The organism is Streptomyces sp. NPDC045470 (genome assembly GCF_040646595.1).
Classification (GTDB): Bacteria; Actinomycetota; Actinomycetes; order Streptomycetales; family Streptomycetaceae; genus Streptomyces.
In genome coordinates this window covers 1-24,345 of the sequence record NZ_JBEZAN010000019.1, presented here as the reverse complement: position 1 = coordinate 24,345, position 24,345 = coordinate 1, and the positions used below count along the sequence as shown (strand labels likewise).

General features: G+C 70.0%; 23 protein-coding genes. 15 read left to right on the top strand and 8 right to left on the bottom strand.

Going from position 1 to position 24,345, the window contains the following annotated elements; all coding sequences use genetic code 11:
* The first annotated feature begins 157 nt into the window (after positions 1-157).
* From AB0A97_RS34315 to AB0A97_RS34285, 7 genes are all read left to right on the top strand, one after another.
* The gene (locus AB0A97_RS34315) at positions 158-376 is read left to right on the top strand and encodes a DUF6207 family protein (protein WP_361157550.1); all 219 of its coding nucleotides are present in this window, start codon (positions 158-160) and stop codon (positions 374-376) included.
* Between the two features lie 63 nt (positions 377-439).
* On the top strand, positions 440-1,099 hold the full coding sequence (locus tag AB0A97_RS34310; RefSeq protein WP_361157547.1) for an ATP-dependent DNA ligase: 660 nt from the start codon (positions 440-442) through the stop codon (positions 1,097-1,099).
* A 21-nt stretch (positions 1,100-1,120) separates the two neighbouring features.
* Positions 1,121-1,393 carry a hypothetical protein gene (locus AB0A97_RS34305; protein WP_361157545.1) on the top strand — a complete coding sequence of 91 codons (273 nt, stop codon included), beginning with the start codon at positions 1,121-1,123 and terminating at the stop codon, positions 1,391-1,393.
* A gap of 315 nt (positions 1,394-1,708) precedes the next feature.
* Positions 1,709-2,881 (top strand): site-specific integrase, encoded by a 1,173-nt coding sequence (locus AB0A97_RS34300; protein WP_361157543.1) that lies wholly within the window; start codon positions 1,709-1,711, stop codon positions 2,879-2,881.
* Positions 2,878-5,376 carry a hypothetical protein gene (locus tag AB0A97_RS34295; protein WP_361157540.1) on the top strand — a complete coding sequence of 833 codons (2,499 nt, stop codon included), beginning with the start codon at positions 2,878-2,880 and terminating at the stop codon, positions 5,374-5,376. The genes AB0A97_RS34300 and AB0A97_RS34295 overlap by 4 nt, the downstream gene beginning before the upstream one ends.
* A 118-nt stretch (positions 5,377-5,494) precedes the next feature.
* The gene (locus AB0A97_RS34290; protein ID WP_361157537.1) at positions 5,495-5,887 is read left to right on the top strand and encodes a hypothetical protein; all 393 of its coding nucleotides are present in this window, start codon (positions 5,495-5,497) and stop codon (positions 5,885-5,887) included.
* 425 nt (positions 5,888-6,312) lie between these two features.
* Positions 6,313-7,212: a class I SAM-dependent methyltransferase gene (locus AB0A97_RS34285; protein ID WP_361157535.1), complete on the top strand. Its 900-nt coding sequence runs from the start codon at positions 6,313-6,315 to the stop codon at positions 7,210-7,212.
* Between the two features lie 3 nt (positions 7,213-7,215).
* On the opposite strand, the gene AB0A97_RS34280 is transcribed toward AB0A97_RS34285, so the two are convergent.
* The 3 genes from AB0A97_RS34280 to AB0A97_RS34270 form a co-directional block, all read right to left on the bottom strand.
* Positions 7,216-8,451, bottom strand: a complete 1,236-nt coding sequence (locus tag AB0A97_RS34280) for a hypothetical protein (RefSeq protein ID WP_361157532.1) — start codon at positions 8,449-8,451, stop codon at positions 7,216-7,218.
* A gap of 115 nt (positions 8,452-8,566) precedes the next feature.
* Positions 8,567-9,661, bottom strand: a complete 1,095-nt coding sequence (locus AB0A97_RS34275) for a tryptophan dimethylallyltransferase family protein (protein ID WP_361157529.1) — start codon at positions 9,659-9,661, stop codon at positions 8,567-8,569.
* Positions 9,662-9,806: 145 nt separating this feature from the next.
* Positions 9,807-10,835 (bottom strand): cytochrome P450, encoded by a 1,029-nt coding sequence (locus AB0A97_RS34270; protein WP_361157527.1) that lies wholly within the window; start codon positions 10,833-10,835, stop codon positions 9,807-9,809.
* Positions 10,836-12,051: 1,216 nt separating this feature from the next.
* On the opposite strand from AB0A97_RS34270, the gene AB0A97_RS34265 reads away from it, so the two are divergent.
* A complete protein-coding gene (locus AB0A97_RS34265; protein WP_361157524.1) occupies positions 12,052-12,765 on the top strand; it encodes a hypothetical protein in 714 nt (237 codons plus the stop codon).
* Between the two features lie 21 nt (positions 12,766-12,786).
* Here the strand turns inward: AB0A97_RS34265 and AB0A97_RS34260 are convergent, their stop codons facing one another.
* From AB0A97_RS34260 to AB0A97_RS34245, 4 genes are all read right to left on the bottom strand, one after another.
* Complete coding sequence (locus AB0A97_RS34260) at positions 12,787-13,050, bottom strand: hypothetical protein (protein WP_361157521.1); 264 nt, start codon at positions 13,048-13,050, stop codon at positions 12,787-12,789.
* A 337-nt stretch (positions 13,051-13,387) separates the two neighbouring features.
* The gene (locus AB0A97_RS34255; protein WP_361157518.1) at positions 13,388-13,882 is read right to left on the bottom strand and encodes a hypothetical protein; all 495 of its coding nucleotides are present in this window, start codon (positions 13,880-13,882) and stop codon (positions 13,388-13,390) included.
* A gap of 104 nt (positions 13,883-13,986) precedes the next feature.
* The gene (locus AB0A97_RS34250) at positions 13,987-14,307 is read right to left on the bottom strand and encodes a hypothetical protein (protein ID WP_361157515.1); all 321 of its coding nucleotides are present in this window, start codon (positions 14,305-14,307) and stop codon (positions 13,987-13,989) included.
* Between the two features lie 555 nt (positions 14,308-14,862).
* Complete coding sequence (locus AB0A97_RS34245) at positions 14,863-16,491, bottom strand: hypothetical protein (RefSeq protein ID WP_361157513.1); 1,629 nt, start codon at positions 16,489-16,491, stop codon at positions 14,863-14,865.
* 291 nt (positions 16,492-16,782) lie between these two features.
* Between AB0A97_RS34245 and AB0A97_RS34240 the strand changes: the two genes are divergently transcribed.
* The 5 genes from AB0A97_RS34240 to AB0A97_RS34220 all read left to right on the top strand — a co-directional run bounded on the left by AB0A97_RS34240 (position 16,783) and on the right by AB0A97_RS34220 (position 21,944).
* A complete protein-coding gene (locus AB0A97_RS34240) occupies positions 16,783-17,064 on the top strand; it encodes a hypothetical protein (protein WP_361157510.1) in 282 nt (93 codons plus the stop codon).
* A 366-nt stretch (positions 17,065-17,430) separates the two neighbouring features.
* A complete protein-coding gene (locus AB0A97_RS34235) occupies positions 17,431-18,342 on the top strand; it encodes a hypothetical protein (RefSeq protein WP_361157506.1) in 912 nt (303 codons plus the stop codon).
* 74 nt (positions 18,343-18,416) lie between these two features.
* The gene (locus AB0A97_RS34230) at positions 18,417-19,142 is read left to right on the top strand and encodes an HNH endonuclease family protein (protein ID WP_361157503.1); all 726 of its coding nucleotides are present in this window, start codon (positions 18,417-18,419) and stop codon (positions 19,140-19,142) included.
* Positions 19,143-19,517: 375 nt separating this feature from the next.
* The gene (locus AB0A97_RS34225) at positions 19,518-21,071 is read left to right on the top strand and encodes a thiol-activated cytolysin family protein (protein WP_361157501.1); all 1,554 of its coding nucleotides are present in this window, start codon (positions 19,518-19,520) and stop codon (positions 21,069-21,071) included.
* A 654-nt stretch (positions 21,072-21,725) separates the two neighbouring features.
* Positions 21,726-21,944 carry a hypothetical protein gene (locus AB0A97_RS34220; protein ID WP_361157498.1) on the top strand — a complete coding sequence of 73 codons (219 nt, stop codon included), beginning with the start codon at positions 21,726-21,728 and terminating at the stop codon, positions 21,942-21,944.
* Between the two features lie 99 nt (positions 21,945-22,043).
* Here the strand turns inward: AB0A97_RS34220 and AB0A97_RS34215 are convergent, their stop codons facing one another.
* Positions 22,044-22,736 carry a hypothetical protein gene (locus AB0A97_RS34215; protein ID WP_361157496.1) on the bottom strand — a complete coding sequence of 231 codons (693 nt, stop codon included), beginning with the start codon at positions 22,734-22,736 and terminating at the stop codon, positions 22,044-22,046.
* A gap of 263 nt (positions 22,737-22,999) precedes the next feature.
* Here AB0A97_RS34215 and AB0A97_RS34210 point away from each other — a divergent pair, with 263 nt between their 5' ends.
* Positions 23,000-23,203, top strand: a complete 204-nt coding sequence (locus tag AB0A97_RS34210) for a hypothetical protein (protein ID WP_361157493.1) — start codon at positions 23,000-23,002, stop codon at positions 23,201-23,203.
* Between the two features lie 409 nt (positions 23,204-23,612).
* Complete coding sequence (locus AB0A97_RS34205; protein WP_361157490.1) at positions 23,613-24,227, top strand: hypothetical protein; 615 nt, start codon at positions 23,613-23,615, stop codon at positions 24,225-24,227.
* Positions 24,228-24,345 lie beyond the last annotated feature (118 nt).

The window sequence follows — 24,345 nt, the reverse complement described above, 5'->3', positions numbered from 1 at the left end:
TGGCGGTGTCCGGGCGCGCTCGGCGGAGCCGTCGATCCGGTCAGTGGCCCCTTGCTTCACCGCGGCCAGGCTGCTGGCATCGGGCTGTTCGCCGCCCGTACGGGTGATCTCCGGGGCGTGGGCGAACCACTGGGCCGCCCGGACGGTCTTGTGATGCGTGAAGCCGATCAGTGAGGTGCAGATCGCCGGGCCGGGGCTGGCCGCGGTGGACGTGGTGGCCGGTGATGAGGAGACCGCGGCTGCGGCCGTCCAGGCGTTGTGCGCGCTGTGGTGGTCCAGCGGCCCGTCGCGGCCGTGGCGGGTACCCGGCCAGGCCGGTGTCCGGATGCGGGCCTATGTGGACATCCGGCGGGAGCCGGACGGGACCTGCGTCTGACGCGGGGGAGTGGACTCACCGATGGGGGCGGGCCGTCGGGGCGCGGCGGGGTAGGGCTGATGCGTGCCACCACCGTTCTCCCTTCCCACCGGCCTCGCATTGGCGCGCCCCGTCGACAAGATCCGCACCGGACCGGGGTGGACGATGGAGGCCAAGCTCGACGGGTGGCGCTGCAGCGTGCACACCGGCTCCGGCCGTATCTGGAGCCGTCACGGCAAGGAGCTGACCCGGGCCTTCAGCGACGTGGCGGAGGTGGCGCGCCAGCTGCCGGACTGCGTCCTGGACGGTGAGCTCTTGGCGGTGACGGAGGCGGGTGGGATCTCCTTCGGGCGGCTGCAGACCCGGGCCGGACGCGGCCCGAAGCAGGGTGCCGACTTCACCGTGCACCTGGCCGCGTTTGACGTCCTGGCCGTCGGGGACCGTACGGACTGCCGCCCCAGCTCGTACGGGGAGCGCCGCGCCACCTTGCTCGACCTCTTGGAGGGCGGGCCGCCGCAGATCCGCCCGGTGCCGGCCACGCGCGACATCAAGGAGGCGATGAGCTGGGTCGGCGCACTCGGAGGCGTCGAAGGGGTGGTGTCCAAGCCGGACAAGCCCTACGCGGCCGGCCGTACGGCCTCGGGCTGGCTCAAGTGGCGCCAGCGCCACACCCTGGACGTCGCGGTCCTCGGCGTCACCGGCACCACCCCCGCCACCCAGGCCCTCGTGCTCGGGCTGCCCTGAACCCGGGGCGGGCTGCGGGCCGTGGGTGTGAGCCTGCCGCTGTCGGCCGCGCTGCGCCACCAGCTCGCCGGCCTGCTGCGCCCGCAGGGCGAGGGACGCAGCGAGCTGCCGGGCACCGTCGGCGGGCTGCCCGGTGCGCCGCCGGTCTCCTACCTGCCCGTATGGCCGGAGGTGGTGGTGGAGATCGAGGCGGACCAGCCGGCCGCCTCGGAGTTCGGGCGTTTCCGCCACCGGCCCCGTGCAGTGCGCGTGCGCGACGACCTGGCTGTCGACGAGCTCCCCGCCGTTCCGTAACCGCACGCCGCTGGCAGCGGGAATACCGGGGCGGGGAATCGGTTCTTCAAGGTTGAACGAGAGGACGACCACTATGACCACGCCCGCCGCCCGCCCGAGCATCGCGCTGACCTGCCCGTCCGACCAGGTCGGCCGGTGCGCCCGGTGCCAGCAGCCGTGCCACCGCTACGGCTACGGCGGGAATCCGCTTTCTCTGGGGGCGGATCGAGTGTGGTGTGACGTGGGATGAGGTGGGTTCGTTGACTTCCTGGGACTCGTTCTCGGGGGCTGTGGCTCTGTGGCGGGTTGTTGTACGACTCGTGGCAGGAGATGCGGATGCGGGCGTTCCCCGTGGTGATGCCGTCCGGGCAGAAGTACTGGACGGTCCTTGGTGACGACTTGGAGGTCGTCCCTGTTGCTGATCGCTGGCTCCGGAACCTGAGGTTCGGCCGGGACCGTGCCGAGCTGACAGTGAAGGCATACGCCGGCGGTGTCGCCCTTTACCTGCGCTGGTGCCGGTCGACGGGCCGGGAGTGGACGACGGCAGGCCGGGACCTCGGCTTGTTCATGGTGTGGCTGAAGTACACCCCGGCGTCCCGCGACGGTGGCGTGCCGGTGGTGCAGCGGGGGCCGGGCGCAGAGCCGGTGCGCGGTGAGCGGCGGATCAACCGGGTCCTGGTCGCGGTGCGGGGGCTGCTGTCGTACGCGGTGTCGGTGAGCGAGGCGCCGCGGTCGGTCCTCGGGCAGATCTACGAGCTCGCCGACAGCCGGGACCTGCCCGCGGAGGCGCAGGGTGAGGACGGCGGCTTGTTCTACCGGCTGCGGCCGGTGCACCGGCTGCGCGAGCCGGAAAAAGCGGAGGTGGACCGGGCCGAGGATGCCGAACTGGCGGCGATGTTCGCCGCATGCCGCAACGCGCGCGACCGCCTGATCGTCCTGTTGGTGGGCCGGGTGGGGCTGCGCCGGGGCCAGGTGGCGGGCTTGCGGCGCAGCGATGTGCATCTGCTGCCGGACTCCCGCACACTGGGCTGCGACTTTCCGGGTGCCCACGTGCATGTGCGGCGGCGGGAGAACGCGAACGGGGCTTGGTCGAAGTCGCGGCACGCCTGGGTGGCGCCGCTGGATTTTCTCGTAGTGAGCGCGTTCGACCTCTACTGCGAAGAACGCCACCGGCTGCTGGGCACGGGCGGAAGCGACTTCGTTTTGGTGAACCTGTTCCGGGCGCCGCTGGGCGAGCCGGTGTCGCCGGAGGCTGTCGGGGAGCTGCTGGAGCGGTTGAGTGAGCGCGCCGGATTGGACCGGCGGGTCGGGGCGCACATGGCGCGACGGGCCTTCGCCTCGAACGTCGCCGATGCCGGCGGTACTCCGGACGAGGTGCAGGCGGTGCTCGGTCACAAGAGCCTCGATTCGCAGGCGCCGTACCTGTCGCCCGATCCGCAGCGGGTGCGGGCCGCTGTCGACAGGGTGCCGTCGCCGCGCGGGCTGCCCGGGCTGGGAGGCGGCCGGTGACAACCGCGAGCGTCGCAGCGCTGCCGGAGGGCGTGGCGTCGGAGAGGGATAGGCGGCTGAAGGAAATCCTTCGCGCTCTGGACGAGGACTTCCTTGTTCTGTTGGGCTGGGACTGGCAGCGGCGAGTGCTCACGTGGCCGCGGCAGCATCCGGTGATCGGTCTGCCGGACTGCCCCGTGCAGGGCTGCCCCTCGGCGATCACCATCCTGACGCGGCCGATGTGCGGGGGCTGCACAGAGCGCTGGCGCAGCTCCGGCCTTCCGCTGGAGGAATTCCTGCTCCTATCGAAGGAGACGAGCCGCGGGGTCGGCCAGGGCCCCTGTGCTGTGAAGGGCTGCGAGCGACCTCGTGACACCGTCGTCGTTCCGCTGTGCCAGGCCCATCGTGCTCAGCACGACAACACCAGCCTGAGCCGTCTGTCCTTGGAGCAGTTTCTTGTCCACCCGCGGGTGGACGGCTACGCCTTATTCGGGCAGTGTGAGGTGGCCGCGTGCTACCTCGATCGCGTCGGCCGCCAGGACCCGTACTGCAAGGCACATCTCCACCGCCTGTACCGGGCCCGTACCGATCCCGGCTTCGACGAGGCGTACTGGCGCCGGACGGACAAGGCAATCTGCACCACCCGCGAGGCCAGCTTGCGCGGCCTGCCGGACCGGCTGGTTGGCGAGCTGCTCTACGGCCTGTGGTTTCGCACGCAGGAGGGGCTCAGGTCCCGACCCGAGTGCCTGCGCCCGCTCTATGACCGGCTGCGTGCTCACCAGGTCCAGAAACTGGAGGAGGTCACGGACCCGGCCGCTCACGGCCACCGCCGCGAGCAGGCCACGATGATCCGGGCCTGGCAGCGGGCACTGCGCCTGCTGAACGCGACGCCGGAGACCGAGCGCGTCAAGGACGTGTGGGACATGGCAGTCTTCGGTTACACCGGCCACCTCCCGTTCACACCGCTGCTGCAGAAGCCCTTGCGGGAAGCCATGAAGATCTGGGTCTACGACGACCTGCCCCGACGCCGGAACAAGAACGCTGTCCACCACGCCCGCGCCGTCATCACGGCCGTGGGCATGCTCTCCGAGAGCCTGCGCACGCAGCGGCCGGACGACGGCACGGTGCCCGCGGCGTGGGGACGCAGCGACATCGTCGCGTTCACCAGCCGCATGGGCTACCTCACCGCTACCGGAAAGATCAGCCCGGCCCGGCGGCTGGCCTTCACCCGGTTCGTACGCCGGGTCCTGCTGCGCTTTCGCACCCTCGGGCTGACCGCACCCGGGCAGATCCTGGAGGGAATGCCGGCCGATTTCACGATCTGGCCCGAAGACATGCCCGACGAGCCGGAGGACACCGAAGCCGGCCGGGACCTGCCCGACGAGGTGATGCACGCACTGTGTGCTCACCTGGACGAGCTGGAGGCCATGAGCAGCATCGAGGTCCGCGTGGCGACCGAGCTGCTCATCGACACCGGACGGCGCCCCGACGAGATCAACACCCTCGCCCTCGACTGCCTGCAGCAGGACCCGGACGGCTCGGACGTCCTGGCCTACGACAACCACAAGGGCTACCGGCTCGGCCGGCGTCTGCCGGTCGGCAAGGAGACCGCCGCGACGATCCGCCGCCAGCAGCAGCGCGTCCGCGACCGCTTTCCCCACACCGACCCGGCCCGGCTCAGGCTCCTGCCCCGGCCCAAGACCAACCCCGAGGGCACCAAGCCGCACACGGACATCTCCCACCACCACCGGGCCTGGGTGGACGCTCTGCCCGACCTCCTCGTGCCGGTCGTCCTCACCGAAGCAGACACGCAACTCAGCCGGCTGGTGCCGTTCGACAAGAAGCTGATCTTCCCCTACGCCTACCGGCACTGCTACGCCCAGCGCCACGCGGACGCCGGCATCCCGGTCGACGTCCTCAAGGAGCTGATGGACCACCGGCTGATCACCACCACCCAGGGCTACTACCGCGTCGGCTCCGAACGCCGCCGCGAAGCCGTCGACCGCGTCACCGCCCTGCAGTTCGACCGCCACGGTAACCGGGTCTGGCGCACCGCGAAGAGTCTGCTCGACTCCGAGCACGTCCGCCGCGCCATCGGGGAGGTCGCCACCGCCTACGGCGTGTGTCGCGAACCGACCAATGTCGCCGCCGGCGGTCACGCCTGCCCGCTGCGCTTCCGCTGCCTGGGCTGCGAACACTTCTCCACCGACGTCTCCTACCTCCCCGACCTCCAGGCCCACCTCGCCGACCTGCTGCGCAGCCGCGAACGCCTCATGTCCGCCTTCGAAGCCGACGACTGGGCCCGCACCCAGGCCATGTCCTCAGAGGAAGAGATCCGCCGGGTGCGCCGCCTCATCGAACGCGTCCAGATTGACCTCGACGACCTCACACCCGAAGACCGTGCCCAGATCGAACAGGCCGTCACCCTCGTACGCCGCAGCCGCACCGTCATGCTCGGCATGCCCCGCGTCCGCCAGCCCCTGCCCGACGTCCGCCCCTCAAGGAGACCCATGTGATCAGCTCGATGCACCACGGCCGCCACGCCGGCACCGCCAGCGAGTCCAGGCCGCGATCACCACCGCCGTTCTCGCTGGCACCCCGCTCACTGTCTCGGCCATCGCCCGAACAGCACGGGTGGATCGCACCTTTCTCTATCGCCACCGCGATCTACTGGAATGCCTGCACACCGCCGGCAGCCGGGCGGCGAGCACGTCGCCGGGGGCCGGGCCGGCCGTTACCATCACGTCGCTGCAGGCAGACCTCGCTAATGCCAACGCCCGTGCCACCCGCCTCTCCGTCCGGGTGCGGCAACTGGAAGGCCATCTGTCCCGGCATCTCGGCGACCAGGCATGGCGTGAGTCCGACTTCGGCGGCTCAGGCGACACCACCGAGCTGCAGGCTGCGATCACCCGCCTGGAGCAGCACAATGTCGAGCTCGCTCGGGCTCTGGAGGAACATCAGGCTGAACTGGAAGCAGCCCGTGCCGCAAACCGTGACCTGACTCGTGCACTTAACCAGCGGAGCTGACGCGAAGCGGTGGCTGTACGGCTCGCCGCGCATCGCCCACTACGGACCACCACCCGGGGATCCGCAGCAGCCAGCACCAGGCCGATGAGACGTGTCAGCCGCAGCCGAACGCCTTCGCCTTCTCCTCGCCCCGGTCCTCATGAGGAATGCCTGCACCACTCTTTCAGCACCGATGCCCGGTCGGCAGTGGCTACTGGGTGAGGTCACCCGGATGGCCGGTTGTGTGGTGCTCTGGGGCCGGGCTGCTGTTGTTGTGGTGGAAGCGGTTCGCTCAGACCGGGTGCCGGGCCCCTGCCGCATCTGACGGTAGGGGCGGTGGGAAGCGCCGTTCGTGACTCAGGGCTGCGACGCCCAGCGTGTGCTGGCCGGCTGAACGCCGTACGCGACGGGCCGCGCGCCTGCTGCCTGCCCGCTCGGAGGATCACATGAACGCCCAGATACCCCGCACTCCTCGTGTTGTCGAGGATGCTCAAGCGCAGGTCCAGGCGGGACACATTCCCGCCTACTACACGCGCAAGACCCATGAGATCCTTCACAAGTACGGTCCGGGACCGCGTGTGCACTTCCACGTGGGGCTGTTCGACCGGCCGCACGAGAGCACCGCCGAGCAGGAGGCCGTACAGCGGCGGATCGTGGCGTCGCAGGAAGCGGTTTTGGAGCGCGCTGCTCGACTGTGGCAGACCGACGGCCGGCCGCCGGCAGCGCTCTTGGACGTGGGCTGCGGGCTGGGCGGCGGCTGCCTGTACTGGGCCCAGCGGCTGGGATGCCCGGTGACAGGCCTGACGATCACCGCTGAGCACATCCCGGTGATCGAGGACCTTGTACGGCAAGCCGGTGCGCAGCATCAGGTCCAGGCGGTACTCGGCGATGTCCACGATCTGCAGGATGCGGCCCGCTACGACGCGGCGGTGGCCGTCGAAAGCTCTGGCTACATGGACCGCGCGCGGCTGTTCGCCGTTGTGGCCCGGGCCCTGCGCCCGGGAGGCTGGTTCGGGATCCAGGAGCACTTCGTACGCCGCCCGGAGTGGACGGCCTTCATCGACGCCTACTACCGCACCCGGCTCGGCACACTGGACGACTACATCACCGCTGCGCAGGCAGCCGGGTTCACGCTGGAACGCGACGAGGACATCACCGACGGGGTCGCGGAGTTCTGGATCCAGTCACAGGCTTGGACCGCCGCCGAACTCGACCGGACCCGGGCAGGTGATCCGTCACCGATCAGCCCGCAGCGGCTGACGGAATCGGCTCTGATGCACGCCAAGTTGTTCCGGCTCTGGCGCGAACACGCCCTGGAGACTCGGCTGCTGCTTTTCCGCCTCTGAGGCTCAGGTGCCGTCCCGCCTGGGGCGCAGATCGTTGTCCTCGTGGGGGCATAGCGCCCTCTGGCTGTCGTGCCCGCCGCTGATGTGCACGGCATGGCCGGGGCAGCGGGCTCCGATCTGCCAAAAGAGGCGGTTGTCCAGGCACCGGTACAGGTAATCGACTCCGTCGGTGTGTCCGGTGCCCGCCGCCTTGCCGATCATCTTGCGGGCCAGGGCGTGGTGGGTGCGCTTCCATTTCTGGTGGGCGCGCTCCAGGCGGGCGAGCTCGGCATCGACGGCTCGGCGTTGCTGCGGCTTCATCTGGTGCACTGTGTCGAGATACCAAGCTGCCAGGGTGTCGGGGCCGTCCAGTGCCTGCTGGCGCAGGTCGGGGACGGCGCGGAAGGCGTCGCCGTTCAGCCGGTGCCGTGGGGGCAGCGCGCACAGCAGTTCCAGTGCCTTGTAGGCCCGAGACTGGATGGCGCTGGAGCCGAGGGTCTTCTCGCGAAAGCCGTGGAACGACGGGGGCGGCATCGTCGCCAGCAGGCTGAACAGGCCGCCGACGTCGGCCAGCATGGTGGCTGCCTGGCGGATGCCCGCCGCGGCACGGACGGCATCGTGCTGGCGGCCCGCCCGCAGAGCGCGGTCCAGGCACTGGTTCATGGCCAGGAAGACGGTCTCGTACGCCTGCAGGACGCGGATGAAGAGGTACTCGTCGTGCTGGGCCGAGACCGGCAGCACGCTGTACGCCAGGGCGGCCGAGCTGAGGGCGTCCGGCGGCGTCGGCAGCGGCCGGCCAGCGGCTGTGCCGACGGCTAGGTGCCGGGCCTTGCGTATACGGCACCGGACCGTCTCGGGCCCGGGCCGCCCGGCGGGCAGCAACTCGTCGGCCCACCCGCTGGCCGCGCGTCCTTCGAACCGGACGACGTCGGCCATCAGCAGCCGGACCAGGTGCCCGCTGGTGAGCGGGCCATCGTTGCTGGGCAGCAGGAGCTCCAGGACACCGAGGGCAAGATAGCTGCGGTAGTCATACCGGTGCTCGCTCTTGTCCACCACACAGTCCAGCACTGCGGCCAGCAGCCTCTCGTGCCTCTTTGTGTCACGGATGATCCGCAGCCGGTGCAGCAGCAGAGGATCGAGCTGGTCCTTGCCCCGCCGGTGCACCTGCCCAACGACAAGATCCAGCAGATGCGCGTCATCCGGTCGGCCGGCTTCGGCGGCAACCAGACTGTTCTCGCCATGTGCGGTGAACGGACGCATCCCTGCCAGTTTTCGCAGTGGACCGGGCCCCCTCCACGCGGGTGCGGCATTCAGGTGGTCTCTGCACATGGTGCTTTGCCGCCCGCAGCCCCCGTATGCAGGCCATGGCCGCCTTTTAGGCCGTTGGACGTGGAGGCGTCGCGGCATACGCCTGAGAAGCGAGGTAGGCCGTGATACGGGGAGGCTGGGCGTGCTCGAAGCTCAGCGCCAGATAGGCCACCAGGCCCCGCCCCGACTCCAGCCGCCTCGGCGTCAGCGCGGCCAGGGCACCATCCAGCACACCGGCGTCCATGCCGTAACGCTGCAGCGCCGCCACGGCACGACGGTAGGCCTCCAGATCGTCGCGCACGTAGTCGCGAACGGGCACCTGCAGGGTGTACCCGCTGGGCCGGTCCGTCGCGGTGTCGGTGTAGGAGAAGTAGGACACCACCGGGCTCCGGTCGCAGTGCTCGCTGCCCGCGGCGAGCCGGAAGAAGTCTGCCACCTGCTCACACTGCTGCGGTGCCAGCACCAGACCAGCGACGGCAGCGACGGCATCGGCGGTGATCTCGCGGTGTGCGACGTAGGTCTTGACCCGCGGGGTGTCCCACAAGCCCAGGTCGAGAGAGAAAAAGGGGAAGGTGTCGAACTTCGGGTGCCGAGCAGCGGCACGGCGCAGCAGGGCACCGGCCGCCGCCCGGTAGCCGAGCCGGCCGAGAGCCTCCTCCACAGTGGGCGCGGCCTGCTCGGCGCCGCGGGCACCAGGGTTGAGATACACCTTGAACCCGACCTGCCCGCGACGGACCACGGCGGCACACCCCACTGCCGCCGGACCGCACGGCGCGGCCGGGAAGAAGAGATCCTCGATGCGCCGCAACCGGTCCAGGGAAAAAGACCAGCGCGCGGCCAGGTCCGCGAGGATGCGGCGGCCGGTGCGCCCGTCTGCGGCCAGATCTCCCGTGCTGCCGCCAGGCTCCACGCTCAACCCCACCACCGGAGCCGAGCCAGCCTGGAACAGCAGGGCGAATTCCACCGGAGTACCGTCGTCCGAGGTGATCGTCGGCACGGCAGGGGCCGCCAGCCTGCGAGCTGCGGCGGGCCCCAGCAGGGCGAGCAGCAACTCCTGGTAGATGCTCGCATCGCTGTCCCGGCCCGCAGCCGCGCACAGGCGCCAGCACTGCCCCGCGACGAACGTCCCCAAACGCTCCGGTCGGCCGCCGAGCCCGTCCATCACCACCTCCCGGTGCCCGCCTGCGCCCCGGTTTGTCACCGTAGGCTTGCGCATACCAGCCCGCCACCGCGTGCCCGGCCACCAGACGGGAAGAACCCCTGACCGGTGGCCGGCCCCGACGCTGATGTGGATGTCGCGGCCGGGCTCACCAGGTCACCGGCAGTTCAAGCAGCCCCTGGATCGTGCCACCGGGTTTGCAGGGCACGTCGCGGGCCGGTACAGCCAAACGCAGGCCCGGAAGCCGCGCGAACAAGGTGCCCAGAGCGATCTCCATCTCCGCCCGGGCCAGGTTCTGTCCCGGACACTGGTGCATACCGAAACCGAACACGACGTTGCGGTGCGGCGGCCGGGACCAGTCCAAGACATCCGGCCGCTGGTGGACCGTGGAGTCCCGGTTGATCAGAGCGGTGGTGAAGACCACCCCCTCACCCGCACGGATAGTGGTTCCCGCCACCTCGATGTCGTCCACCGCCACCCGCAGGACGGCTTCGACGACGGACAAGAACCGCAGAAGTTCTTCGACGACTGCGGGCATCAGGCTCTCCTGGGCCCGTACCTCGGCCAGCCGCTCCGGATGCTGAAGCAGCGTGAACACACCGAGTGCAATCATGTTGGCGGTGGTCTCATGCCCGGCAACGAGCAAGGTCGTGGCGAGCCGGACCAGTTCCTCGTGGTCCAGGGACTCTTCGCGCCTTTGGAGCCGCACGATGTCGTCCAGGAGACCGTCTCCGGGACTCCTTTCCTTGTGGGCAATCAGCGTGCGAAAAAACTCGTCCATCCGATCAACGGCATCTTGGGAATCGCGCGCAGTCGGCCCCCGCATCAAGCGCCGGGACTGCTCCTCGAAAAAATCGCGGTCCTCATAGGAGACGCCCAGCAAAGAGCAGATCGCCACGGACGGGACCGGCAACGCAAAGGCCTCCACCAGTTCCGCCGACGGGCCCCGCGCCACCATGGCATCCAGCAGTTCATCCACCGTCTGCTGAATCTGCGGTCGCAGAGCCGCAACGCCCCTGCGCGTGAACGCAGGAAGTACCAACCGCCGCTGCGCGCTGTGCTCGGCAGCGTCATCGAGCCACAACAGAGCCGGAGGCCGGTCGGACAGCCCGGCGAAACACGGCACAGGGACAGGGAAACCAGGGTTTTGCTGATTGCTGGAAAGACGCGGGTCCATGAGCAAATCGCGCGCAACTTCATAACCGGTTACCACCCACACGGAGCGCCCGTCATACAGGCTTGCCCGCGACAAGGGCCCTGCCTCACGCAACGGCTGGTACCCGGCCGGAGGGTGAAAAGGGCAAGTACGGTCTTGGGGAATGGAAACAGGAAGGGTCAACGACGCCTCACATATCAGCCCAGCCCTGATGTTCTTCCCTACTGCTTGCCCGGCAGGTACCTACTGGAAGCCCGCTGTCACCCGCGTGCGGACACGCCTGGCAGAACCACTGAATGGTGGCTGGGAAGAGGGCCTCCGCCTGGCGCTGCCCCGGACCGTTGCCCGAGGGCCGCCGCAGTCAGCCACCTGCCGGAGTGATGACGGAGCCGCTCGCCTAACGACAGCATCGCTCGATCCAGCGATAGCGCCACACCTGTTGCGCTGGGTAGCCTCCACGACATCGGCACTGAGCTGCACCGAGTCGCCGGAGCCCGCCTGCCACCACACATTCAGCCCCAGAGAATCCGCTGTGCCTGCGGTGTCTGGAGTCGGTCCGTGCCGCCCAGGGCAGGCCCATGCCGCAGGCGGCGGCCTGACCGACGACGGCACGGCGGCCGTCAGGTGCCGGGTGCAGGCCCTGGCGCACCTGGGTGACGGTGGCGGCCGCGGCTGCCACCGCGGTGTCGTCCGCACCGTGTGCTGGAGGGCGTGCCTGGCCCGCCTCGGCCGTTCGAGTCGTATCGACGGGTTGGGGTGTCGGGAGTGTGGTGGCGCGGAAGGTCTTGCGGTGCCGCGGTGTGCCGCCGGGACCCGACAGGGTGATGGTGATGCGACGGGCGGCCGGCCGGAGGGCCGACGCCGCCGGTAGCCGGTCTGGTCGGGCACGTCCGGCACCTGCTTGCCGCCAAGAACCCCGCCGGCCTCCTGCCTTCTCGTACGACCGGAGGCGGTGGCCAAGAACCAAGCCGACCAGGCCGCGCCCACTGAGGGGCATCGGTTCCGGCACCGGCCGCGTGCGGTTCGGGTGCGCGAGGACCTGGCCGCCGACGAGCTCCCCTTCGTCTTGTCCCCGCCGTTCCATAGCCCCATCGCCGTGGCCGGGGAATACCGGGGCGGGGCGTCGCCCGTGTCCTGGGGAAGCTGCCGCCGTTATACCGCGGAGATGCGACCAGCCGGCGCGTCTTCGCATGCGGCGCCGCGAGGGCCTGCCGCGCCGCCGAACGAGAGGGCGCCAATGACCGGGATGACCGGGCACTCCGCCGCCGATGCCGGGCACCCCGCTGCCGATGACAGTCGCCTGTCCCTGGTGGCGGCACAGCTGGTGACCGTTTTCGAGCAGCTCGGCGCCGAGCACAAGGCTCTGGTCGCCGAGGCTGAGAAGACCAGTGTGAAGGAGCGCCGCGGCACCGTACACCGCATGGTCGAGTGCATCGTCCAGGCCGGCCGCACCCTGAACGTCACCGTGACCGCGCTGGCCACCGTCCACGGGCTGAGGGACCTGGGTATCGACCGGCAGTTCTCCAAGGATGCCGATGGCTGCGACTACAGCCCGCTGGGCACCTTGGGGTATCCCGGCGAGACGCTCTATGAGGCCGCGGACCTCCTCGAGGCGGTCGCCCGCGCTTTGGGCCAGGCGTATACGCCTACCCGGAAGTACCCCGGACTGGCAGCCAGGGCCCGCTGCCCTCAGCAGATGGGGGCGGCCCTGGCCGGCCTGAGGGCCGCTCTGGATTTGCTGTGTGCCGACCTCGCCGCCGGTCACGACGAGGACGCGGTCACCGAGTACGCCGCCACCCTGAAGTTCCTGAGCGAACTGGAAGAGCGGGTGTGCCGCACCGTGCCCGCGCAGGGTACCAGCCTGACCGCCGACGAGGTGGCTGCGGCGATCCGGGCCGACCCCGACATCGCCCGTGCGGCAGCCGCCGCACTGAAGACGGCGACCGCCTGACCGACGGCGGCCTGAAAGCCGTCAGGTGTCGGGGTGCAGGGCCTGGCGCAGCAGGGTGACGGTGGCGGCCGCGGCTGCCACCGTGGCGTCGTCCGCGCCGCGTGCCGGATCCTGCAGTTCTTCCAGGAGGGCGACGGCCGCTTCCAGGACGCCGGCGTGCACGGGGACGGTGCGCAGTGCGGCGAGGGAGGCGGCGGCGCGGCCGGCCGCGGAGGCGTCGCCGGGCTGGGGGATGAGCTGGGCGACGCCCCGGCCCAGCGCGCGGGGTGCAGAAGTATGGGTCACCGCACCAGTCTCCCGTCCCTGTGCCGAGGCCGGGATGACAGGAAGGCAGCGGCGCGGGGCAGGCGGGCCGGGCCGGGTCGTCACCGGCATCTGGCCGCCGCCGGCCCGGCCCGCCTGGGCCCCGTTCGCCTTCCTCAGAAGCGAGGGCGAGCCGATCCTGCCCCTGCGGCCGAGCCGGTATGCCCCGTGTGCAGTGGGCCCCGGCACGTGCATGACGAAGGCGTGGCCCACCAGCATCAGGCGGCCGGTCGGTAATCCGGGCGGGCATCTGCGGGCGGCCCGGGCAGGCGGGTCCGGCGCTGTTCCTGTGCTCTGGTTCCGTGGTGGTGTGGCCGGGTTAGTCGAGGGCGCCGCCGAGCGCCGTCAGCAGTCGGTGCTCACACACTCCCGGCCCGTTGACGTGGTCGACGAAGTCGGCGGTCAGCGCGAGCGCGCACGTCATCGCGATGCGCTCGCTGTCGGGGGCCGGACCGGTCTGCTCCCGCCAGGCGACTGCGTCGCGTCCTGCGAAGGCGACGGCCACCACGTGGCGGACCATCGGCAGGTCGGACGGTTCCACGTATCCGGACCACTGCCTGACGATCTTGTTCATCAGGGTGTCGATGAACCGCTGGGCGAACTGTTCACCGCCGGGGCGGCCGGCGCCGATCTGGTCCAGCGCGCCGCAGAGCAGCACAATCGTCCCGCGCAGCAGTTCGCCGGTGCCGTGGGTGGCCGTGGCCGCCGCGATGCGCTCGCCCAGAGCCGGGATCCTGCCCGGATCGTCGCCCGAGCGCAGCACGCTCGCCTGGTCCCATGCCGCTTGTACCGCGCCCACCGCGACCCTTGTCATACCGGCCGAGCGTAGCGATGGGCAGCATCCCGGCGGCGGCGTTCGCGCGGACCGGTCCGAAAGGGGCCCAGCGGCCACCGGCTTGCTGTGCGGGCGCCGGTCACTCAGCCCGCGGGCCGGGGACGGGTTTCGCGGTCGGTGGGCTCGGCGTGGCTGCCGTGGGCTCGGCGCAGGCCGGGCTGGGGCCACCAGTACGCCCGGTGCACGGTGCCCCGGTCGGGGTCGCTCTGGAGGGTGACCTGGTACTCGGTGCGGCCGTCGGCGTGGTCCAGGCGCGCCATCACCGGGGCGTACTTCCACCTGCCGCCGTCGTAGACGTACAGGGCCGGCTGGTCACCGGGCGGCCAGCACCACACCCGCGGCGCGGGCCCGTCCTCGGGCCGCCACGGCGGGACCTGCTCGGGGGCGTCGATCTGCTCACTCACGCCTTCCATGATGCGAGCGGCCACTGACAGACCGGGCGGCGTGGCGGGCGCTGCTCTTCGTACGGGGCTTCGGCGGTCTCAGCGGCCGCCTTCTTGACGAGATCCGCTGCCTTTGGCCGCGGCTGACTGCGCCCGGGGTGCGAACCCGCTCTCTGCGGTACGGCTGCCGGGGTTCTTCGCGCCGGCGGACTGCGTCCGTGACGCTGCGGCCGGACTCATGCGCTGGGCCGCGCTGCTCTTCGACTCGCCGCCTTTTCCGCTGCTGTGCTTGCCCACGATCCTCATGGCTTTGTTGGTGAGGCGGGGAGGCGTTTGTCGCTGGGGGCGGGAGGCGGCTTCGTTCCGTGAGGGGCGATCTTTCCCAGACTCACCGACATTCAGCGCCTCGCACCCCGCCAGCCGCCTCCCGAAGCCGGTAATAAACGCCTCCCACGGATCCCTCCATAGCCACCCGCTCGGTGTTCGTCTCTCGTGGGCATCGTTGGCGGGTTGTGCAGGCCCGGTCGCGTTGCCGGAACTGAAAGCCCCGGCGGCGCGGCCGGGCCGGAGCCGGGGTCAGCTGTCGGAGCGGAAGGCGCCGTGGACGCGGAGGCCGCCCTTGACGGAGACCTGTCCGTCGTCGGTGTGGACGATCCAGCCGTCGTCGGAGCGGACGGCCAGATGTCCGTTGGCGTTGGTCTTGCCCGTGACGGTGGCGTCCCCTTGGACGGCGAGGTCGCCGCCGACCTCGACGCCCTGGTCGGTGTGGACTTCGTCCTCGGCGTCGAGGCGGCCGTGGACGATCAGCCGAGGCGGGCCGTCCTGGGTCTCCAATACATCCTCCACGCTCAGCCCGCCCTGGAGGGTGAGTCGCTCCTTGACCTGGGCCCGGTCGGTGAACAGATCGGTGAGGTCGGCCGTGCCGGCCGCGACGGTGCCCCACTGCCGGCTTCCGCCGCCCTGGAACACGTTGAGTCCGGCGGCCGGGAACTCGATCCAGCCGTCGTCGGCCGTGGGGCCCTGCACCCACTTGGTGTTGACGCCGTTCAGGTCGGCCTTGTCGGCGGCGAGGTCACCCCAGCTCTGCGTGCCGTCCTTGTGGACGTTCACGCCGGACTGGGGGAAGTCGATCCAGCCCTTGCCGCCGTCGACGTCCCCGACCCAGGCGGTGTTGACGCCGTTGACCCTGATCCGGTCCGCGGTGACGGCCCCGAGGTCGGCGCCCGCTCCGTGGCCGACGGTGATCCCGTCCGACGGGAACCGGATCCACCCGGCATCACCGTCACGTCCGCGCACCACCGAAGCGATCACGCTGTCCACGTCTGCCGTCACGGCGGACACGGTGCCCTGCACCTGGGTGTTGCCGAGGATCTCGGTGCCCTGGGCGGTGAAGCTGATCCGGCCCTGGTGGGTGGTGCCCTCGATCTGGGGGGTGCGCAGTCCGTTCGTCGCGGTGACGCTGTCGAACTCGGGGGTGCGCAGGTGCACGGTTGTGGTCAGGAAGTACCCCGGTTGCTGCCCGGCCCGGGTGGCGATCAGGATGTAGGTGGCGTCCCGTTTGGGTTCGTCGCCCGGGTTCGGTGTCCACTGCCAGTGCGGTCCCGACCCCTGGACGGGCTGAGGGTTCTTGTCGGGGCCCTGGATCTGGTAGTCGAGGTCGGCGGGGCCGTCCCAGCGCAGCACTACCTTTTCCGTCGCGGCCAACAGGGTCTGCTCGGCGCGGAAGTTGCGCGGCTCCTTGGGAGCCCTCTTCAACACGCTCAGGGTGATGTAGTGGCGCTTCCAGAGGCCTGCCTTGGAGTACTCAGCCAGGGACAGCTGCACCAGCCCTTCTTTCGGGGAGACGGGGAAGTCCTTCAGCTCCAGGACCAGGCTGTCGCCCTTTTCCACGATGACCCTGGCGGGTGCGCGCTCGCGCAGGGTGTACATCCCCGTCGTCGGGTCCCAGTCGGATTCGAGATGGTTCTGGTCCCGCCAGTTGTTCCGGATGATCTGAGGGGGGGTGATCCTGCTGGGATCTTCGGTCAGGTCCCCCTCGCCGGTGCCATGGGGAACCTTCAACTGGAGGTAACGGAATTCCACCGGGTCCGGACCCGGATGCGAGACGACGATGTAGATCGTCCCAGGGGACTCTTCACCTTTTCCCGTCCCGGACACCTGAAGCTGTCCGGGATCGGTCAGTATCTCGTAGTGCAGATTGGACATCGCCACACCCCCTGTCGCTGCGGCGGGCGCTCCCCCATGGGCACCGTCCCCGCCACCCCAGCACTATCCCGCCATACGCACCAAAAGCCCCGTTGTGTGTCGTGAACGGCGAGATTCCATGAGGGCGTGGCCGATTCACATGCACAGCCTTCGGGCTGGACGCCGGTGCGGTCGGTGACCGGGCGACGTGGTGTCGCAACCACGAGGAGCGCGGGGCGCTGCCGACATCCCGGCAGCACGGATGCGAGGAAGGGGGCCGCGACGTCGGTGGGTGCTGGGAGCCTGGTCGTTATGGACTGGGACAGGGATGAAGAGCTGCTGCGCGGCCGGGGCTACGGCACCGACTTCGACGCCCCGCACCCGGGCCCGCGGCCGGGCCGTACGTACGCCGAACTGGTCGGCGGCCCGCTGGACGGCCTGCTGCTCGACATCACCGGCTGGACACCGGACGAGATCGCCACGGGCGCCGCGCTGATCACGGAGATCGGACGGTTCGGTGCCGGCGGCCGGGCGCTGTACGACCCTCGGCCGATAGATGCGGGCCGGTGGGACTGGGGCGGCGACGTTCCCTGAGAACAGGGTTGTCCCCGGGATGGACGCAGCGGCTGCGTGCGGCGCGCCGTCGTCTCCGCAGGCGTGCGGGCCGCTGCGGACGCGCTGGCCGTCTGTGCCTCCGCCCGCCTGGCCCGGGTTGGTTGCCACCGAAGCGGACCTTCAGATCCGGGCCGCGACGCCTCAGGCGGAGCTGGAGGCGTATGACCGGCCTGGATATCGGCCGGGTCCGGGCCATGCCGCGGGCTAGGGGCAGATCACCGGCAGGCATGCGCGTGCCGTTCGGCTGTTCGAGTCGATTCGGGGGCGGGTGGGCGTCGGGGGCAGCGGGGCGCGGGATTCTTCCTGCGGTGCCGCGGCGTGTGGCCGGGCGAAGGAGTGAGGACGATGCGCATCAGGACCGGCCTGGAGCACCGGCTCGGACGGCGGGGGAGATGGCTGACCGCTGTGCTGGCGGCGGGGGCGGTGCTGGCCCCGGCCGTCATGGTGCCCGCCGCGGCGGCTGCCGGGGAGCAGTCGGTGGCGCGGCCGAAGCCGCCGGTGCATCCGCCGCAGTCGGCCTGGGGCCGCGCCTACAGCTTCACGCCGCTGCTGCAGGCCGGCGGCATCACCTCCGGGCTGGCCCTCACCCCGACGACCACGGTGGTCATCTACAACAACACCGGCCACACGCTGCATCTGTCCAAGAGCCACATCGTTGGGGACACTCCGTCGTGGTCGGAGGGCAACGGCGTCGACGGCCAGTTCCCCTACGGTGTGCCGCCCAAGTCGATCGCCGCGGGCGCCAGCGGCCGCGTCCAGCTGGTCAATAAGAGCGGCGGCGGAATCGGCGGCGGCGTCAATTACTACGCCAAGGACGGCAGCCTGACGTACTTCGCCAGCCTGGACTTCGACAACTGGATGTACCAGAAGAACAAGTACACCGTCGAGCTGATCACCTGGAAGTACAAGGGCGGTCACGGCACTCCGGACGGCCCCAAACTGCGCGTTGGACTGATCGACGACGACGGCAGGAAGGTCTCCACCAACGACCGCAAGAAGCTCTGGAACTCCGACACCATCGGCAAGGGCATGGACCCCGTGATCGGCATGGTCGTCAACGAGCCCCACGACAGCGTCACCTACCCCCAGCTCGGCTCCCGCCCGGACAAGAAGGAAAAGGCCTGCGAGAACTACCGTCAGCTCGCCCGCAGCTACGGCGCCAAGCGCCAGACGCTGGAGCAGATGTGGAAGGGCGGAAACATCGGAGCCATCGCCGGCGCCTGGATCGGCATGGCCTTCAAATGCGTCGACTGGTAACCCACGACCACGGCCGCCAGGCCCAGCCCTCCTGCCCCGGTGCACCACCCCGCAACGACCCTTCGGGATACGCCATGCCGCTTCGCCGTGCCCTGCTGCCCACCGCCCTCGCCACCGCCTTGTCCACCGTCCTCATCGCCCCGACCGCGGCCCAGCCCCGCCCCGCCCGTCTCGCACCGGACGCCACGCCGCGGGCGGAGACCTGGCCGCCGCTGCGCAACGTGCCGACGAAGAAGACTGCCGACGCCTTGCTGGCCGGCATCACCACTGACAACAACGCGCCCAACGTCCCCGACTACGACCGCAAGAAGTTCCAGGAGACCGACACCGCAGCCTGGAAGACCTGGCCGCCGGAGAACTGCACCACCCGCGACAAGACGCTCGTCTACTACGGCAAGAACATCAAACACACCAACAAGAAGAATCCGTGCGAGGTGACCTCCGGCCGCTGGGGCAACCCCTACGGCGGCCCGGACGCCAAGATCAGCTACACCAAGGACGCCGATGTGGACCACATCGTGCCGCTGAAGAACGCCTGGCAGTCCGGCGCCAAGGAATGGACGAAGCAAAAGCGCGTCACCTTCGCCAACGACATGACCGAACCGCAGCTGCTGGTCGTGCACAAGAAGGACAACACCGCCAAGGGCGCCAAAGGCCCCGAAGCCTGGAAACCGCACATCTCCTACCAGTGCACCTACGCCAAGGCCTGGGTGCGGGTCAAGAGCCACTACACCCTGACCGTCACCACCGCCGAGCGCACCGCGCTGGAAGGCATGCTCAACGCCAAAAACTGCACGTGACCGTACCGGTCAGGGACGACTGAAGCCTGGGCGTGGAGCATGCGCCGGCGAGGGCCTGAGCGTGGGGCATCAGCAGGCCGGGCGCCGCTGACGGCAGGCGGCCGCTGCGGGCGGCGCGCCGGGCGCGGCCTGGGCGGGCAGTGGACCCGGACCCGGCGGATACCGGTACGGGCTACCGCAGCGGGCGGGGTAGCACCGCTCACGGTCCACTGGGAAGGGCGAGCGCGTGTCCCGAGGGGCCGGGGCCCATGCGACGTTCCTGGATCGCCCGCTCCGGTCTCGGTGGTGCACCGGCCACGGGCCGGCGCCCCGCGCCCTCGGCCGGGCCTGAGCCCGCCGGAGCACCGGCACGTTCGATACGAGAGGAAACAGGCCATGACGCGTGAGGGCACCGAGCAGGAGACCGGCCGCGGCTCCGGGCCGCCCGAGGCTGGGGCGCGGGACGGCAAGGTCGACATGGTCGCGAAGCTGACCGCCTGGAAGAAGTGGGATGACCTGGCTCCGCACGAAAAGAGCGGTGACCACAACGAGGGCGCCGAAGAGCCGGTCGAGCACGAGGACGTCAAGGGCAAGAAGCAGAAGGTCACCTCCACCCGGACCCCCAGTGAGATCATCACGTTCGACCCGGACGCGGACATCCTGTGGCCGGGGGAGATCGTCTCGGCGAAGGCGCTGATCGACCACGGCGGTCTGGAGATGGTGGGGGTACGTGCCGAATACCGCGCTCCTTTGAAACTCGCCATCGACGCCCTCTCGGCCGGGGACATCAAGACGGTGGAGGAGCCGGACGGGGCGACGGTGCTCGCGGCCATCCGTGCGGCCGTGAACGGCAAGCCGAACCAGTCACCCGACATCGTCTTCCGGCAGACCAGCGCCTACTCGAGTGCGGAACTGTGCCTCGAGCTGGGGCTGTCCGCGAAGTACGGAAACTTCTCGGCGAACCTCGAGTCGACGTTCAGCAGGAAGGAGGGCATGAACAGCCTCGCGCTGTACCTGCGCGAGCGCGCCTTCACCGTGACGGCGGTGTGGGACGACGCCAACTCCCTCTTCAACGACTCCTTCACCGAGGAAGCGCTCACCGAGCTGCAGGACTACGGCCTCCTGGGACCGGAGAAGCCGCCGCTGCTCATCTCCTCGGTCATCTACGGGCGCGTTCTGATGGCGTTCCTGACCAGCAGGACGAGCGAGACCGAGCTGAACGCCGCCGTCGAGGCCAGTTACAAGGGCTTCGCAGGCCTGGACACAACAGTCAAGGAGCGCTACAAGAGCGTACTCAGCGAGTCGGAGATCTCCGTGGAGAGCCACGGCGGCGATCCGAGCACAGTGGGCCAACTGCTCACCGACGGAAAAATCGCGGAGTACTTCACCAAAGAAAAGCAGCTGCAGGAGTACTCCATCATCGGCTACACCCTCAAGCAGCTGCATCCGCACAAGCTCGCCACGATGAGCGAGAAGACCACCTACGACCGGGTGCGGTGGCACTTCCCGATGCCCGGCTCGTACGACGCCAGACTCATGGTCAAGCGTCTGTCGTACCAGGACCAGATCTTCATCTGGCACAACGTGGACAACTTCGACTGCACCCTCGACGGCGAGCACTTCAGCGTCGAGTACGGGGAAGACATGACGAAATGGGCCAGCTCCGAGCGCACATTCAGTGCCCAGGGACAGGGGGAGCCCTTCCTTCTGACCATCACGACGCCCGGATGGGAAGGCTCGTCGACGGAGCTGACCCCCTCCAAAGAGGGCTGGTTCCCAGGCGGCGATACGTCCTACAGCGGCTGGGTGAAGAATCGCAGGAACACGAACAACCACTGGCTGCCCTACTACTGGTCTGTCGAAGTTTACGCCGACAAACACGAATCCTCGCAGGAGCCACACACTTCGCGGCGGCACCCCCCTGCCGGGAACGGTGAGGAAAGTCAGTAGCCCCGGGCCCAGGCGGGCCGGGCCGGGTCGTCACCGGCGTCTGGCCGCCGCCGGTCCGGCCCGCCCGGGGCCCGTTCGCCTTCCTCAGAAGCGATCGCCAGCGGGGCCGCGCTGATGACGGAGATCGGGCAGTTCGGCGCCGGCAGACGGGCACTGTACGGGCCCGGCCGGGAGACGCGAGCCGGGGGACTGGCACGGCGACGTTCCCCGAACCGGATTGCCACCGGGAGGGAGGCAGCGGCTGCGGCGCGGCTCTGCCCGACGCGCTGTGGCGCTGAGCGGTGTCGCGCGGTACATGTTCTCCTCACGATGGCCGCCGCGCGACTCACGGCGTCGTCCCCGCATGCTCGGTTGGCTGGCCTGTGGACAGAGACCGAAGGAATCTCCCTCGCCATCACCGCGGTCCGTCGGCAGGCTGAGGGCGAGTGCCAAGAAGTGGAGGTGCCGGCCCTGCCGGAGCAGAAGGCTGGCGGCTGGCTCTCGCGTTTTCGGCCCACCGGCACGCCCTGAACCAATGGCGCGGCAGGCCAAAGACAAGCCCGGACCGTCCCCCGCATGACCGATGGGCCAGTGGTACGGCGACGGGGCTCCGTGCCGGGCGGGATGGCGAGCGCGCGTCTTCCCGGAATCAGACGTGCCGGGGACGGTGGGGGGATGGCCAAGGACTCGAGGGAGCTGTACTGCGCGACTTGCCGGTCGCGCGAGCAGCACGTTGCGCTGGACAGCCGGGACCAGCGGCAGATTCTGCGGGACAAGACGGGGCGGGCACCGGACGGCTACTGGATGTGTATCCGGCCCGGCTGCCGCAACGTCCGTACCTACTGGGAGGACGAGCCGTTCGACCAGCCGTTCAGGATGCCGCCGCACGTCTGACCCGTCTCCGCCGTGGGGCGGGGACCGCTGTCCGGAGTCTTCAGTAGGCTGCCGGGGCGGGCGCAGCTGGTGGTGCTCCGCCCGTCCCGGCAGCAGCACTCACGCCGGGGCGCCCGCCTTCGCTGTGGCCAGGGCGGCGAGCGGTGAGCGCCGGCCTTTGCCGACGGTGCGCAGTTGTTCCCAGTCGGCCTCGGGGTGGGCGGCGACGAGGGCGTCGACGGCGGCGGTGGTGTAGAGCGGGACGTTGGCGGCTCCGGCCCGGGAGGTGCCGAAGCGGACCTCGATCGTCTCCGCGTGCCGGATCCAGCCGAGCCTGACCATCCATGCGAAATCGCACCTGCGTACCCCGAGCCGGGATGCAGCCTGCTCGGGACCGAGTGGGGTGTTGGCGGCGACGAGTTCGGCCAGGTCCTCGCGGGCGCAGACCTCGGCGACCTGGCCGGGGTGGTGCAGCGTCCCTTCCGGGTTTCCGCTCAGGTCGGCCAGGAGGCCGCGGGCGACGAGCCGGCGGACCACGAATGAGGTGACCTTCGCCTTCTCGCCCTGCGTGTTCGGTGTGCCGAGCGCGTCGGCGATCCGGTCCGCCGCCATGCCGCCGGACAGCGGCTCCTGGGGGAGCGCGCGCCGGATGGCCGGTGCGTCCATCGCCTCCACGGCGGCTCGCGACCACGTCACCGGCGAAGCGTCGGGGGCCGGGACGAGGCCGGTGTGCCGCGCCCAGCGGAAGGCCGTGATCGGCACCCGTAGGCGTCCGGCGGCCTGACTCTCGCTGTACTCGGTCCGTCGTGCCATGGGGATCTCCTCTTCTCGCGGTCTGCCCGGAGCAGGCAGACACGAACGTGACATAACGCCTAAAAGGTTTCAATAGTCATTGAAACGAGGTGAGTTGGGGTCTGTCGCTTAGATCTGCGCCTGCGTACGCGAGGTAGAAATTCACCCGTGCGGGCCGTCGGCGCACGGCCCGTCAGGCCCCTGCGGACCGGTCTCGGCGAACCTGCCGTACGGGCACCGCTCTGCCGATTACTGGCCCTTCACATCCATGAGAGGAGCCGTGTGTGACCTACAGCAGGGGCTACACGGTGGAGGGGCGGGGCGCCTGGTCCCGCTGGACCTGCGAACGCGAGGGCTGCGGGCAGACCGGTACGACACGCGGCGACCAGCACGACGACCTCGCCGCCGCCCACGGCGCCCGCCACCAGCAAGAAGCCCACCACGAAGCTCTCGTCACCGACGCGGGCCGCGCTCACCGACGCCCGTGAGGTGCTGCACCTGCTGCCGACCGTGGTCACCGACATCGACACGCACACCTACCGCGGCGAGGCCTGCGTGACACCCGAGGCCGTAACGGATGCCCTGAGCGCCTGGGGGTACCGCTCCCGGAGCCGGCCGACCGCGACGAACGCGCGCGCTGGCAGTTCGCCCGCGACCACGGCCGCAGCGCCGCCTGCCAGCACGACCAGCGCCAGCCCGTACCGACCCTGGACCTGGAGACGGGCCGGTCCACCGTCGTTCGCTGACCGGGGTGTGCGGTTGCGTGCGACGCGCCGCGGCGATGAGCGGTGGGGCGCGGTAGAGGTGCCGCATGGTGGCAGTGGATGCGGTGGTCGGCTGTAGCGTCATGCCGGCTGCCGGCCCGTTGCGGCCCGGCTACCACGGCAGGAGCAAGAGATGACCTATATGGAGCGGTTGCGGCAGCAGCTGTTGGCGCAAGCGCAGCCCCGGGATCACTGGGACCGTCCCGGAGGAGACTGGGAAGGACATCCGCGCCAGCCCCCCCTGCTGGTGTGTCCCCGGCGTTCGGACGCCAACAGCGCCTACCGGATCGGGTCCAGGGCACTGCACCGCGGCGAGAACGAGACGGCCGAGTCCATGCTTCACTGCGCCCTGGAGGCCCGGCATCCGGGGGCGGCGTTTCGTCTGCTTGCCGCTGTCGCTCGCCGCAGCACAGCAGCCCACCGGCAGGGGCGCGGACATCTGCTGGGGATGCGCGCCGCCGTCCGGTATCTGCGGCGTGCGGCCGTATGGGGACACGGCGATGCCCGGCAGCTGCTGGACTGGCTCGACTCTGCGTCCGCCGGCCCGGACCGGCCGGAAGACGGGGAAGCACAGGACGCCGTCACCGGCTACACCCCCCAGGACCCGGACTTCTACTCCGAGATCCGTCTGTTCCTGTGCCACCTGATGGCCGCCCGCCCTGCCGCGCCAGACCGGTGCACGACGAACAGCGCGCCCTCGTCCTCCCCGGTGTTGTCGGGCGGCGCCTCTGACGGAAGCACCGGCTGATCGTCTTGGCCGTCCTTGCCGTTCTGTGACGGAGCGGTGATGTTTAGGGGGCGGGAGTGCTGTGGTCTGGTGTCCCGTATTTGATGTGGGACTTGGGGCGGCTGAAGCGGTTGCGTTC